The 13588-nt window shown below is 39.8% G+C and carries 17 protein-coding genes and 1 other RNA gene; 12 read left to right on the forward strand and 6 right to left on the reverse strand.

Annotated features, from left to right (window positions below; translation table 11 throughout):
• The 5 genes from bamA to lpxA all read left to right on the forward strand — a co-directional run.
• Positions 1 to 1339: outer membrane protein assembly factor BamA (gene bamA / locus B3X18_RS13590; protein ID WP_286935749.1), on the forward strand; the 1339-nt coding region annotated here is incomplete at its 5' end.
• 46 nt (positions 1340 to 1385) lie between these two features.
• A complete protein-coding gene (locus B3X18_RS13595) occupies positions 1386 to 1883 on the forward strand; it encodes an OmpH family outer membrane protein (protein ID WP_005025675.1) in 498 nt (165 codons plus the stop codon).
• 3 nt (positions 1884 to 1886) lie between these two features.
• Complete coding sequence (gene lpxD / locus B3X18_RS13600; RefSeq protein ID WP_005025677.1) at positions 1887 to 2957, forward strand: UDP-3-O-(3-hydroxymyristoyl)glucosamine N-acyltransferase; 1071 nt, start codon at positions 1887 to 1889, stop codon at positions 2955 to 2957.
• Positions 2958 to 2963: 6 nt separating this feature from the next.
• On the forward strand, positions 2964 to 3440 hold the full coding sequence (gene fabZ, locus B3X18_RS13605) for a 3-hydroxyacyl-ACP dehydratase FabZ (RefSeq protein ID WP_005405310.1): 477 nt from the start codon (positions 2964 to 2966) through the stop codon (positions 3438 to 3440).
• A gap of 7 nt (positions 3441 to 3447) precedes the next feature.
• Entirely contained in the window at positions 3448 to 4236 is a 789-nt protein-coding gene (lpxA, locus tag B3X18_RS13610) for an acyl-ACP--UDP-N-acetylglucosamine O-acyltransferase (protein WP_005025678.1), read from the forward strand.
• Positions 4237 to 4307: 71 nt separating this feature from the next.
• Here the strand turns inward: lpxA and B3X18_RS13615 are convergent, their stop codons facing one another.
• Positions 4308 to 5132: a YbgF trimerization domain-containing protein gene (locus tag B3X18_RS13615; RefSeq protein ID WP_026055470.1), complete on the reverse strand. Its 825-nt coding sequence runs from the start codon at positions 5130 to 5132 to the stop codon at positions 4308 to 4310.
• A 335-nt stretch (positions 5133 to 5467) separates the two neighbouring features.
• Here B3X18_RS13615 and ffs point away from each other — a divergent pair.
• Positions 5468 to 5564: signal recognition particle sRNA small type (gene ffs, locus B3X18_RS13620), an RNA gene on the forward strand.
• Between the two features lie 9 nt (positions 5565 to 5573).
• Here ffs and B3X18_RS13625 read toward each other — a convergent pair.
• The 4 genes from B3X18_RS13625 to B3X18_RS13640 form a co-directional block, all read right to left on the reverse strand.
• The gene (locus B3X18_RS13625; RefSeq protein WP_017401068.1) at positions 5574 to 6059 is read right to left on the reverse strand and encodes a regulatory protein RecX; all 486 of its coding nucleotides are present in this window, start codon (positions 6057 to 6059) and stop codon (positions 5574 to 5576) included.
• A gap of 53 nt (positions 6060 to 6112) precedes the next feature.
• A complete protein-coding gene (gene recA, locus B3X18_RS13630; protein WP_005025682.1) occupies positions 6113 to 7159 on the reverse strand; it encodes a recombinase RecA in 1047 nt (348 codons plus the stop codon).
• A 148-nt stretch (positions 7160 to 7307) separates the two neighbouring features.
• Entirely contained in the window at positions 7308 to 7748 is a 441-nt protein-coding gene (locus B3X18_RS13635) for an RNA-binding S4 domain-containing protein (protein WP_005025683.1), read from the reverse strand.
• A complete protein-coding gene (locus B3X18_RS13640; protein ID WP_005025685.1) occupies positions 7732 to 8418 on the reverse strand; it encodes an HAD-IA family hydrolase in 687 nt (228 codons plus the stop codon). Before B3X18_RS13640 ends, B3X18_RS13635 begins: the two co-directional genes overlap by 17 nt.
• A gap of 381 nt (positions 8419 to 8799) precedes the next feature.
• On the opposite strand from B3X18_RS13640, the gene B3X18_RS13645 reads away from it, so the two are divergent.
• The 3 genes from B3X18_RS13645 (at position 8800) to B3X18_RS13655 (ending at position 10832) form a co-directional block, all read left to right on the forward strand.
• Positions 8800 to 8946: a hypothetical protein gene (locus B3X18_RS13645; protein WP_005014591.1), complete on the forward strand. Its 147-nt coding sequence runs from the start codon at positions 8800 to 8802 to the stop codon at positions 8944 to 8946.
• A gap of 228 nt (positions 8947 to 9174) precedes the next feature.
• The gene (locus tag B3X18_RS13650) at positions 9175 to 10023 is read left to right on the forward strand and encodes a 3'(2'),5'-bisphosphate nucleotidase CysQ family protein (protein WP_005025686.1); all 849 of its coding nucleotides are present in this window, start codon (positions 9175 to 9177) and stop codon (positions 10021 to 10023) included.
• Between the two features lie 62 nt (positions 10024 to 10085).
• Positions 10086 to 10832, forward strand: a complete 747-nt coding sequence (locus B3X18_RS13655) for a phosphoglycerate mutase family protein (RefSeq protein WP_034674758.1) — start codon at positions 10086 to 10088, stop codon at positions 10830 to 10832.
• Between the two features lie 224 nt (positions 10833 to 11056).
• Here B3X18_RS13655 and rpsT read toward each other — a convergent pair whose 3' ends face one another.
• A complete protein-coding gene (gene rpsT / locus B3X18_RS13660) occupies positions 11057 to 11326 on the reverse strand; it encodes a 30S ribosomal protein S20 (RefSeq protein ID WP_005014584.1) in 270 nt (89 codons plus the stop codon).
• 213 nt (positions 11327 to 11539) lie between these two features.
• Here rpsT and B3X18_RS13665 point away from each other — a divergent pair, with 213 nt between their 5' ends.
• From B3X18_RS13665 to B3X18_RS13675, 3 genes are read left to right on the forward strand one after another with little or no spacing between them, the layout of a single operon-like run.
• The gene (locus B3X18_RS13665) at positions 11540 to 12205 is read left to right on the forward strand and encodes an NAD(P)H-binding protein (RefSeq protein WP_005025688.1); all 666 of its coding nucleotides are present in this window, start codon (positions 11540 to 11542) and stop codon (positions 12203 to 12205) included.
• Between the two features lie 13 nt (positions 12206 to 12218).
• On the forward strand, positions 12219 to 12728 hold the full coding sequence (gene rraA / locus B3X18_RS13670) for a ribonuclease E activity regulator RraA (RefSeq protein WP_034688253.1): 510 nt from the start codon (positions 12219 to 12221) through the stop codon (positions 12726 to 12728).
• 15 nt (positions 12729 to 12743) lie between these two features.
• Positions 12744 to 13541 carry a glutathione S-transferase N-terminal domain-containing protein gene (locus B3X18_RS13675; protein ID WP_286935750.1) on the forward strand — a complete coding sequence of 266 codons (798 nt, stop codon included), beginning with the start codon at positions 12744 to 12746 and terminating at the stop codon, positions 13539 to 13541.
• The last annotated feature ends 47 nt before the right edge of the window (positions 13542 to 13588 follow it).

Consider the following 13588-nt stretch of genomic DNA (forward strand, 5'->3'; position numbering starts at 1 on the left):
TAAAGTACGCCTTGAACGTACCGGATTCTTCGAGAATGTTACGATTAAGCCGGCACGTATACCGGGTGCACCGGATCAGATTGACTTAAATGTCGATGTAAAAGAACAGCACTCTGGTACTAGTACACTAGCAGTTGGCTATTCACAAAGTGGCGGTATTACGTTCCAGGCCGGTTTAAGCCAAACTAACTTTTTAGGTACGGGTAACCGTGTATCTATCGACCTGTCCCGTTCGGAAACTCAAGATTACTATAATCTGAGCGTAACTGATCCATACTTTACCATTGATGGCGTCAGCCGCGGTTATAACCTGTATTATCGTAAAACCAAACTTGATGATGACTATAACGTCAATAACTATGTAACTGATAGTTATGGTGGAAGCCTGAGTTTTGGATATCCGATTGATGAAAACCAGAACCTGAGTGCTTCTTTAAATATTGATAATACAGAAGTAACTACAGGACCATACGTTTCTACTTATGTTCGTGATTATCTGCTTGCCAATGGGGGTAAAACTTTAGATACCACCCAATATTGTCTTGTTGATCGTGTAAAAGATGAAGCCACTGGGGCTTATAATTGTCCTGAGGGTCAACTTTCAGATCCTTATGGAAATAAGTTTGGGGGTGAATTCCTGACCTATAACCTAAATTTAGGCTGGTCTTATAATACTTTGAACCGACCTGTATTCCCAACCAATGGTATGTCGCATCGTATTAATGCTGAAATTGCACTTCCAGGCAGTGATGTGGAATATCAGAAATTGACTTATGATGCCCAGGCATTCTTCCCGTTAGGTAAGGATTTTACTTTACGTACCTATGGTAAGCTTGGCTATGGTAATGACTTACCATTTTATAAAAACTTCTATGCGGGTGGTTATGGTTCGGTCCGTGGTTATGACGTAAGTACTTTGGGTCCTAAATATCCGGGTGTAACCTATTCTGAAACTAAAGTAGAAGATCCGTCTCCTGAAGAAGTCGGGGGTAATGCTTTAGTACAGTTTGGTACTGAACTGGCATTGCCACTTCCATTTAAAGGCGACTGGACCCGCCAGGTGCGGCCTGTAATCTTTGCTGAAGGCGCACAGGTATTTGATACACAATGTGACGTTTCAAACTCAACCATTTTCTATAAAGGGCAAAGTTTAGACAGCAAAAAATACTGTGAAGATAACTTTGGCTTTGATTTGGGCGAAATGCGTTATAGTGTGGGTGTAGGCTTTACTTGGATTACCATGATTGGTCCTATTTCGCTCAGCTATGCATATCCTCTAAATGATAAAGAGGGTGACGAGACCCAAGCTGTACAATTTGAAATTGGCCGTACTTTCTAAGTACGGTTTGATACTAACTACATTAAATATGACAGGGATGTTCTACATGAAAATAATAAGACCACTGGTGGTAAGTTTAGGCCTGAGTCTGGCTGGTCTTACTCATGCGGCAGGATATGGGGTGATTGATCTGGAGCGTATTGTTGAAAACAGTACCTATCTGAAGCAGCAAAATGCCAGCTTGAGCCAGTCAGTCAAACCTTCTAGCACCCGTCTGGAACAGATTGGTAAAGAGATTGAAGCTTTACGCCAGAAAGCACAAAATAATAATAAAATCAGCGAGACTGAAGCACAGAAACTAAGTGCGCAGTATCAAGCTAAAATGGGCGAATTTAATACACTGCAGCAATCTTTACAGACACAAGTGCAGAATACACTTCAAACTATGAATAGAACCTTTGAGGCTCGTGTCAAACAGGCTGCTGAACAATTGCGCCAAGAAAATAACCTTGATCTTGTTTTGAATAAAAACTCGGCACTTGCCTATGACCCTAAACAGGATTTAACTGATAAAATGATTCAAAAGGTCAATGCAATTAAATAATCAATGAAACAACAACGTTATCGTCTGGAAGAGCTGGCTCATCTGGTACAGGGACAGCTGGTCGGACAACCGCAATTCGAATTGCAAGGGCTTGCCAGTCTGGAAAATGCCCAGAATAATCAGATTGCTTTTGTAAACGGGCATAAATATCTTGAGCAGGCGCGTTCTTCCAAGGCGGGCGTGCTGATTACCACTGCAGAGTTACAGGCACAGCTTCCAGAGCATCAGAATTTCTTGATTGTGCCTAATCCCTATCTGGCTTTTGCCATCTTAACTCATGCTTTTGAGAGAAAAACAAAAGCAGTAGGTATTGAAAATACGGCTCAGATTCACTCTTCCGCCATTATATCTGATACAGCTTATATAGGTCATTATGTGGTTATTGGTGAGGACTGTGTAATAGGTGATCATACAGTTATACGGTCACATGCAAAGATTGATGATGGTGTGGAAATTGGCAAGCAATGTTTTATTGACTCTCATGTGACCATTACCGGTGAATCTAAAATTGCTGACCGTGTCAGAATTCATGCTAATACTGTTATTGGCAGTGAAGGTTTCGGCTTTGCACCTTATCAGGGAAAATGGCACCGAATTGTACAGCTAGGCTCAGTTCATATAGGGAATGATGTGCGGATCGGTTCAAATTGCAGTATCGATCGAGGCGCACTTGACGATACAGTTATAGAGGAAGGTGTAGTTATTGATAACCTTGTGCAAATTGCACATAACGTTCATATTGGTGCACATACTGCAATTGCGGCCAAATGTGGTATTGCAGGAAGTACCCGAATTGGCAAAAACTGTATACTGGCTGGAGCATGTGGGGTAGTAGGACACCTGACTATTACTGATAATGTGACTCTGACGGGAATGTCAATGGTCACAAAAAATATTTCTGAGCCTGGAACGTATTCTTCAGGTACAGGTATTTTTGAAAATAATCACTGGAAACGTACAGTTGTACGGCTAAGACAATTAGCAGATGTGCCATTGACCCAACTGACCAAACGACTTGATCATATGCAATCTCAAATTGAGTCTCTTGAATCAACTTTTAAATTGCGTAAATAGAATATGATGACCGAGTCTAAAATCCCAGCATTTGCTGTGCCTGAATTACCAATGCACATTCAAACCATCCGCGAATATCTTCCACACCGTTATCCTTTTCTGCTAGTAGACCGGATTACTGAGGTGACAGAAAATGGAATTGTCGGATATAAAAATGTATCGATTAATGAAGAATTTCTCCAAGGACATTTTCCTAACTATCCACTTATGCCGGGGGTACTGATTGTAGAGGCACTCGCTCAAGTATCTGGTATTCTTGGCTTTATCATGAATGAACAAAAGCCATCAGAAGGTTCTCTGTTTCTTTTTGCAGGAGCTGAGAAAGTAAGATTTAAAAAACAGGTGGTTGCGGGTGACCAACTCGTATTAAAATCAGAGTTGGTAATGCAAAGACGCGGCATTTATAAATATCAATGTACTGCCAGCGTCGATGGTATAGTAGCAACTACAGCGGAAATTATGGTTTCGCATCAGCAAGTATAGAGCAGGCATGAGCAATAACGACTTCATTCATTCTACCGCTATTATTGACTCATCTGCAGTAATTGCTCCAGATGTACAGATTGGACCTTATTGTATTATTGGCCCAAATGTAACTATTGGAGCTGGTACAAAACTCCACTCACATGTTGTAGTGGGGGGCTTTACCCGAATTGGCGAGCAGAATGAAATATTTCAGTTTGCCAGTGTCGGAGAAATATGTCAGGACCTGAAGTATGCAGGTGAAGAAACTTGGCTTGAGATTGGGAATCATAACTCGATTCGTGAACATTGCAGTTTACATCGGGGGACTGTTCAAGATAAAAGTTTGACTAAAATCGGTGATCATAATCTGTTGATGGTGAACACCCATGTTGCTCACGACTGTGTTATTGGTGATCATAATATTTTTGCAAATAATGTAGGAGTAGCAGGTCACGTTCATATCGGTGACTTTGTAATTGTTGGTGGAAACTCTGGTATCCATCAGTTCTGCAAAATTGATTCTTATAGCATGATTGGCGGCGCATCGCTTATTTTAAAAGATGTGCCTGCATATGTAATGGTATCAGGTAATCCTGCACATGCATTCGGTATGAACGTTGAAGGTATGCGACGTAAAGGCTGGTCAAAGAGTGTAATTCAAGGGCTTAGAGAAGCTTTTAAGCTGATCTATAAAGCCAGTCTGACGACAGAGCAGGCTATTGAGAAAATTCGTGCAGAAATTCTTCCTGAAATTAGTGAAGTACAATTATTGATTGATTCACTGGAACAGTCAAAGCGTGGTATTGTGCGCTAAGCATGAGCTGTTATAAAAAAAGACGCCAAGTGGTGTCTTTTTTTATAAGCTGGTTTAGCTAAAATAATTTTCTATGATTTAAAATAGCCTGCTTCTTCAGACTTTGGATAGGTGCTAATGAGTTTGTTTTTAAATCGGTTAGCAGAAGCAGTATCTTTATCGACATCCTTGGCAATGCTGTAGAGTTGATACAACGCTCGTGAGGCTTTGGCTGAGGTCGGGTATTGATCTGCTACTATGGCATAGTTTTTCTTGGCTTCTTTATAATTTGGCGGCTCTACTGCCAGATTAAACTCAGCCAGCCAGAAGTAAGCATTTCCCGTATAAATACTGTTTGGATGGTTCTTGATAAAATTCTGCATTGGGGCTATAGCTTTCTTGGCACCGCCCTGTTTGTATGCATCCAGAGCGACAGTATAAGCTGCTTTTTCTAAGTCGCTCGGTGCTTGAGTAGAACTATTGCCTTGAGGCAAATTGCTAGAAGTACTATTAGATGCGATAGGGCTTACAGAAGTAGCAGCTGCTGGTTGAGCCTGTGTTTCTTCACTACTTGCCTCTTCATTTGCATTAGCGCTTTCAGGGTCAATTTTTTGAAGTAATAGTTCAATACGCTGATCAAGATCTGTATAACGATTTGTTAACTCTTTTTTGAGCTGGTCAATTTCATTTGCTTGTTCTTCAAGCTGACCACGTAAAGTACGTATGTCATTTTCCAGATTCTGGTTTTTCTGTACCAAATCCCAAGTCGGATTACTGTTTACAGTTGGTGTGGCAGTAGAAGCATTGTTGTAGCTAGAGGATTGCGAGAGGCCTCTCGATTCAATTGGAACGGCTGCGTACAGTTGAGTTGTACAAAGCAGGGCAATGAAAAGAAGGGAATGCTTATTGAGCATAATTTTGGTCCATCATATCGAGTGATTGGTCATCACTTTATTGTCTTGTCCAGCTAGGATCTAAAAATATCTAGCTGAAGTTCTACAGTATGCAGTCATTAAAAACGGCTGGCTCAAGAATTGCAATAACTCTTTACAATGTTCAGGCATATTTGGCGAGCATGAGCTTTTCCGGCTAACCTATAATATTAATAGTTATACCTGTAAAAGAGTTTCATTGTTTAAATCTTTAAGATCGTTGAGGAAATAATCAATTGAACGCTCAAGGTGCGAAAATAATGAGCAGAGACTTGCAACTTGGTTAAAAAACTCTATACTTGGTTTTGCAATGGTAGCCCCGCTGGTAGCCTCGCAATTGTACTCTGTGAACCCCGCCAGGACCGGAAGGTAGCAACGGTAGCAGATCTATGATGTGCCGAAGTTTTGCTAGTGGGGTTGCCACCACTATTCTTCATCAGCCATTCGGTTGACTGCTTTCATAATTGCTTCCATTTCAAAACCACGATACTGTAAAAAGCGGATCTGTTTTGCTTTGAGTTTTGGTTCCTTTTCAACCTCAAAACCAAATTTTTTCACTTTCAGACGATAAGCTTGCTCCGCCCAGTCTATATCAGATAAATTATCTTGAATTAATTCAGTATCCAGCTGCTTGGTTTTAAGAGCCAGTTTAATTCGATTCGGGCCTTTGCCTTTGCGTAATTGACTTGATAGCATCGCTTCAGCTACCCGCTGATCACTTTGATAAGAGTTTTCACTCAGTTCTTCAACTAATGTTCTTACTTCATCTGGATTCTCTGCATAGAGACAAAGTTTTTCAATCAGTTCGCCTTTTGAATATTCGCGTTTAGTTAGTAGGGCAAAAGCATAAGAGCGTAAACGAGTTCCGGTTAAAGGTTTTCGTTGAGTTTGCTGATTTCTTTGCTTAAACATGCAATCCTTCCTTAGATGGAAAAACGCCCCGTGGGGCGTTTCTTTCAGTTCAATTAACTTTCTAGGAAGTCCGGGACTTCTTCTGCTTCATCTTCTGCCACCGGCGCATTATTAGTAGTTAAGAGCTGCTCACGAATAAGACGCTCAACTTCTACTGCCAGCTCCGGATTTTCTTCCAGATGACGAATCACATTATTCTTGCCTTGGCCAATTTTATTACCTTGGTAAGAGTACCATGCACCAGCTTTCTGGATGATTTCTTGCTGAACAGCTAAATCAATCAACTCGCCAAGATGGTTAACCCCTTTGCCATAAAGAATCTGAAATAGTGCTTCTTTAAATGGAGGCGCCATTTTATTCTTGACGACTTTAACTTTGGTTTCAGAGCCAATAATTTCATCGCCTTCTTTTACCTGACCGATACGGCGAATATCCAGACGGACTGATGCATAGAATTTTAATGCATTACCACCAGTTGTGGTCTCAGGACTACCAAACATTACACCGATTTTCATACGAATCTGGTTAATGAAGATTACCATACAGTTAGAACGCTTAGCATTACCGGTAATCTTACGCAGTGCCTGGCTCATCAGTCGAGCTTGCAGCCCCATATGTGAATCACCCATTTCGCCTTCAATCTCGGCACGTGGGGTCAAGGCAGCAACGGAGTCGACTACGATCAGGTCAATTGCTCCCGAGCGTACCAGCATGTCTGCAATTTCTAATGCCTGTTCACCATTATCTGGCTGGGAAACCAGCAGGTTATCAATATCTACGCCAAGTTTACGTGCATACTGCGGGTCAAGTGCATGCTCTGCATCAATAAACGCACAAGTACCACCAGCCTTCTGACACTGCGCAATTGCCTGCAATGTCATAGTAGTTTTACCTGAGGACTCAGGACCGTAAATTTCAACAATACGGCCCTTAGGCAAACCGCCAATACCCAGCGCAATATCTAATGTTAAAGAACCGGTTGATACAGCTTCTACTGCCTGCACGGTATTATCACCCAGGCGCATTACCGTATTTTTACCAAACTGTTTCTCAATTTGGCTTAACGCGGCATTGAGCGCTTTGCTTTTATTCTCATCCATCTCACAACCTCAAAACTTTCGTAATATCACTATTCACTCAAGTGGATGTATCAAAGTAAAAACTTGTTTCCACCAGATTATAGTGACAGATTTATAATGACGTTTCTATGTGTTTTCCGGTCTGGGCGACACAATATGACGTGTAATTTTAACCATCATTATATGACCAGGAGTGGTCATTCTGATGATCATTTCCTTGTTTAAACTTGTTGATATCGCGACGATCTTTTTTGCTCGGACGATGATCTGGTCGTGCTAGATTATGCAATTTTCGTTGCGATGCAATCAATTCACGACGAGCGATACTTACGGGTGTTTCTTCATAAAGCATCTGGGCAACTGGTGCAGGACCACGAGTGTTTGACAGGGCTTTAATAGTTACGGTTTTACGGTCAAATCCTTGCTGAATGGTTAACTCCATTCCTACACGTATTTCCTTGGAGACTTTTACCCGTTCACCCTCATGGTGGACTTTACCACCTTCAATTGCTGCTTTCGCAACTGAGCGGGTTTTAAAAAAACGCGCTGCCCATAGCCATTTGTCTACGCGCATGCTTTCAACGGCAACATCTTCATGCTGTTTTAACATTGATTTCCTTATAAGCAGTTTCTGAAATAAAAGGAAAGAGTTCAATCAAATTATCTATGGCAGGATAATCTAGTTGTTCTTGCAGGCGAGGTGCTTGCAAACTTGAAGGTTGAAGAATAGTGAACAAGTTTTTAATTCCAAATTTCTTGGCACTGTGTAAGACCTGAGCTGTATCATCAATCAATACGGCCTGTTCCGGATTGAAAGAATGCTGTTGCTGCAGGTACTTCCAGAATGCTAGAGTTTCTTTAGGATAGCCAATCTGTTCACTGCTGATGATTAAATCAAAATGAGGGCGCAGTGGTATATTTTCAAGTTTTAATTCTAGGCTTTTACAGTCAGCATTGGTGACTAGCCAGCAGACATGACCAGCAGCCTTTAGCTGCTCTAAAAGCTCTAAACTCCCAGCTCTGAGACAAATTTTACTTTCATGGTTTTGCTGCATTTTTAGTGTATTGATACCAGTTTGTAGGCTCCAGAATGCAGAAGAATACCAGCTCAAAGTGTGTTTATGATCTAGATAAAGCTGCTGTAGATATTGATGGCTTTTCTCTAAGGAGTAGCCATGAAACTGGGCATAGTGCTCAGGCAAGCATTGATTCCAGATATAGTCGTCAAAAGCCAGATCCAACGGTGTGCCGTCCATATCAAACATTATTGGTTTAAGCATAGTTGTCCTGAATAAAGTTATTTTTTCCTCAAAATTATAACTTAAATACAAATAATTTTTATTTAAGCTGACTTAATTAGCTAAGATTTTAAAATATATAATTTTTGAATTTATCTTCTAATAAAAAATATTAAATATAGATAAGTTAAAATATAAATAAGCTTATGCTAATTAAAATTATAAGTATTATTAAAGTACATCTGGGTTATTTTATTAATATTAAAATATAAGTTTTTGAAATTGATATTATTTAAATATTTTTCAGATAAAGGGTAAAATAGTATTCTATTCAAATTACTATTTTTGTTTTAATATTTTTGGTCATATGAAAAGTTTTAGATTTCTTTAGAATTATAAGGGCTAAGTAATAAGGAGAAACAAATGAATAATAAGTTACTCATCATTAGTCTTATAAGTCTTATTATTTTACTTGGGTTTATAGCTAAAAATGAAGTTTATGAAAAAATGCAGAAGGATAATCATCAAGTTATATTGGAAAATAAAGGAATTTCTAATAGGATTTTTTAGTTTACTCAATCTTTAAAAATAGATCTATGGGATTTTAAATAAAAATTTTCTACTTAATAAGTGTGATATGTATCACGTTCCTGATTTATAATAGAAGCTCTATTATTAAAATATAATGTTTTAATAACTAAAACTGAGAGAAGATAAAAATATATTTCACTTTCGTATACAAGCAAATGATGAAAGTTAGTGGTAGCCTTAACACATCCAAGTCCGGACTCTGTATTTATGTTTATTCAATCTCAAGCACCTACAGATGAACTTATGCTTAAGCTTTTACCTATGCTTGAGCAAGCTGGCCAAACTCTTTTAGAAGAGTATGAGGGTTATTGTGCAGGAAATGATTTTAATATTAATAAAAAAATAGACCAGTCACCTGTAACTCAAGCTGACTTAAAGATTAATCATTATATACTGGAACAGTTGGCATATCTCACACCTGAAATACCAGTTTTATCAGAAGAAAGTGATTATTCAAAACGTCATCAATGGCCGCTTTGCTGGCTGCTAGATCCTCTTGACGGCACTAAAGAATTCATTCATGAACGTGATGAGTTTACGATTAATCTCAGCTTGATTAGGCATCATAAAACTATATTTTCAGTCATTGTTGTACCTTGTGAAAAGCGCATGTACATGGGCTATCTTCAAGATTTACCATTTCGCTATCAATTCAGTCAGCGGCAATGGTATCAGTATCAGCAAAATCTAGCAGATTATAAGCAAATCCAGGTAGGGTTAAGCCACGGCAGCAAAGATATACGCTATCAGCAATTTATGGATCATATTGCGCAGCAGTACCCCGTGGTACGACGTGAAGCGGGGAGTGCTTATAAATTTTGTATGATGCTAGAAGGCGTGATCGATATTTACCCGCGCTTTCACCCGACTTCTGAATGGGATACAAGCGCCGGGCAGGGGCTTTTGGAAAGTATCGGTGGTGGCCTGTTGAGTTTACAGAAAGAACCTTTTACCTATAATGCGCGTAGCAGTGTATTAAATAACGGGTTTATAGCATTTACTAATCAGGTAACACGGACTCTCTCGCTTGAGGCTTTGGCGCAAGTAAAGCTTTAACCCTGAACATCAGCTCACTCTCATGCTATAGTAATAGATAAATTGAGTTATTAAGAAATTCTATGTCGCTGAAGTTACTGCCGCCCAGTATGCATAAAGCCTTGGAACTGTTACCAGAAGCCTCAGTGCCTGTAACCTTGTTTACACGGCATTCTTTAAGAGAAATTGTAGCAGGGCAGGGATTGGCTGGGTACGACCTGCAGTTAACAGAACAAGGCCGTGACTTAGCCCATGAATGGGGTGCTTATCTCATTAAAAATACGGATCGCTTGATTCAGCATTGTATTTCGAGCCCTATTCAGCGCTGTATTGATACAGCTGCTTTGATGATTGAAGGGGCAGATCAGGTAACTCCGGCTTTAAATACACATTCGATTGAAATTGTTGAGCAGGGTCTACTGGTAGAACCTGGAAGCTTTGTACTGGATATCCAGCAGGCTGCACCTTATTTTAAACAGCAGGGTGCACTGGGCTTTATCAACAGTTTTGTCAATAACACATTACCTGGTATGAAGAATCCTATTATGGGCGTAATGGATGTACTTGAGCTGATTTACAGCACTCATCCGCAGAACTGTCGAGGTCTAAGTCTGGCAGTAAGTCATGACACCATTATTGCTGCTATTGTCGCCATAATTTCAGGACATACTCAAATTAGCCAAGCCGACTGGCCACAAATGATGGAGGGATTATTTGTATGGTTTGAAGGTGAAGATTTTGACCATAGTAAACTGAAGTGGATTTGGCGAGGTGAGGTAAAAGAACTGTCTATTCAGCAGTTTCAGGCCCAGCAAGCAAACATTTCCTGAGGATAACAACTGACAGGTTCCGTAGAAAATTCTATAATAATTGATAGATAAAAAATATTCAGTAAGTCAGAGGATAATAAGTAATAATCCTTTAAATTTCATACAGAATAATATCAGTATTCTTATTTTTAATAATATCTACTACTCTAAATAGCAAAAAAATTGAGCTAGAGAAATTTTAGCCAGAAAAAAAGCCCATTATAGGGCTTTTTTACATATATCACTTAGTTAGAAGCTAGAGCTTTAACTTGAGTGTTTAAGCGGCTCTTATGACGAGCTGCTTTATTTTTATGGATGATGCCTTTATCAGCCATACGGTCGATTACAGGAACAGCTTTTTTATAAGCTTCTGTAGCTACTGCATAATCACCAGCAGCAATTGCACTTAAAGTACGCTTGATGTAGGTACGAACCATAGAACGCAAGCTCGCGTTGTGTTTGCGCGCTGTAACATTTTGACGCGCACGTTTTTTTGCCTGAGCAGAGTTTGCCACTCTTGCACTCCTTGAAATAGATTGGTCTGGGCGGGCTGTAGTTGAAACTGACCTTCACCAGAAGACACCATAACCAGCCCGTAAACAAGTGCCATATTTTGATGAAATGGCACGCCGAAGTCAAGTGTCGCGACGCTTTCACAACATTTTACTTGAAGATAAAAATGAGAGAAAACGTTAGATTATAAGAAATTTAAGAAGATAGGCTAAAAAATGACTGAAAATATCAAAAGTGCCATCGTAATTGGAGCAACAGGGCTAGTTGGACGAGAGCTAGTTCGAGAATTACATCAACTGGCTGAATGTGAACGCATTACTGTAGCAGTGCGGCAAGAAGATGCCGAATATAAGCAAATGTCTAAAGTAGAGCAGTTGGTCGTATCTGACTTTTTTATGTTAAATGATGAGGATGTAAGTGGCCATACTCATGCATTTAGCTGTCTTGGCACTACCATCAAAAAAGCAGGTTCTAAACAGGCATTTTATAATACTGATTTCGGCATTAATGCGCATTTTGCTGAGCTGGTTCAGGATGATGTGCTACATTTCCTCTTGGTAAGTGCAATGGGTGCAGCATCTGAATCTATATTTTTTTATAACCGGGTTAAAGGTGAGCTTGAAGATTATATCCAAAGCATGGATATGAACCGGATATCATTTATAAGGCCTTCGCTATTGCTCGGAGAGCGTCAGGAAAGCCGTATTCTGGAGGATTTAAGCCAGAACCTGTTTCGTACAGTTGAAAAATATATTCCTGGTAATTTTAAATACAAACCTGTGACAGCTCGGCAAGTAGCTCATACTATGGTCAAGGCAGCGCAAAATCAGACTGAAAAATATAAAGTTTATGATAATTTAGCTATACAGAATATGCCGTAATTGGAGATAAGACATGAATACAGAATTCGTAACCTGTGACCTGCTAGATAATAATCCTGATAAAGAACTACAAGTAATGTGTCCATCAATTGAAGGTAAATACTTTAAAAGTTACGGGTTGCGTAAAACCTTTGGTGGACAAGTGGTTACAGTAAAATGTTTCGAAGACAACTCAAGGGTGAAAGAGCTTCTTGCTACAGATGGAACGGGTAAAGTACTGGTAGTAGATGGCGGTGCTTCCATGCGATGTGCACTTATGGGTGACATGATTGCTGAATCAGCTGTAAAGAATCACTGGAATGGCGTAATTATTTATGGCTGTATACGTGATGTTGATGCAATTGCAGAGCTGGATCTGGGGGTACATGCATTGGCTGCCATTCCACAAAAAAGTAACCGTAAAGGCATTGGCGAAGTTGATGTAACTTTGTATTTTGGTGGAGTGACTATTCATGCCGGTGATTATATTTATGCCGATAATAATGGTATTGTCATATCGAAAGAAAAGCTTGTAGAAGCATAATTATAAGGAAAAAATATGGTGAATCATCAAACTAAAGTAATTCAGGCGCTGGTTTCTAGTTTTACAGAAGGTGGAAGAGGTGTATCGGGAACGCCCCATCCTCATCAGCCCGAAAAACCACTCAAGCTTTATGAGTTTGAAGCTTCACCATTTTGCCGTCGTGTACGGGAAGTATTGACACTTTTAAATCTGGATGTGGAAATCTACCCTTGTCCACGTAATGGTACCCGTTTCAGGCCCATAGTCCAAAAAGAGGGCGGTAAACTGCAATTTCCTTTTCTGATTGATGAAAACACCGGCGACAAACTGTATGAATCGGAGCAGATTATTGCTCACTTATTCAAGTACTATGGCAGGAATGGGCGAGTACCTAAAGCCTATCAGAATTATCCGAAAATACCTTATGTTGCTATTGTGGGAACTCTTGTTAATGGGTTAAGAGGTGCTTTTTCTAAGGTCAATACAGGTGATGCGCCTGAGCAATTACTAGAATTATGGAGTTTTGAAGGCAGCCCTTATTCACGCGTAGTTCGTAGCGTACTGAGTGAGCTGGAAATTCCATATATTTTGCATAATGTTGCCAAGGAACGGTTGCAAGATATGGGGCCAGCAAAATTAAGACTTAAGCCAGGCAAGTATGTGCCGGTTTCTGGTGGGAAACGGAGGCAAGTCATGCAGGTGATGGGGCGAGATCTTCAGGTCCCTTATATGATAGATCCAAATACTAATACAAAGATGTTTGAATCAGCAAACATGGTTCGTTACCTTCAAGAGTATTACGGTGTCTACCTAAAGTGCAATAACATGCCTTAAATACCAGACAAAAGCATTTGAATGACAGTGTTTTTAATTTTGAGTCT

This window comes from Acinetobacter sp. UBA6571 (assembly GCF_002434085.1).
Lineage (GTDB): Bacteria > Pseudomonadota > Gammaproteobacteria > Pseudomonadales > Moraxellaceae > Acinetobacter > Acinetobacter radioresistens.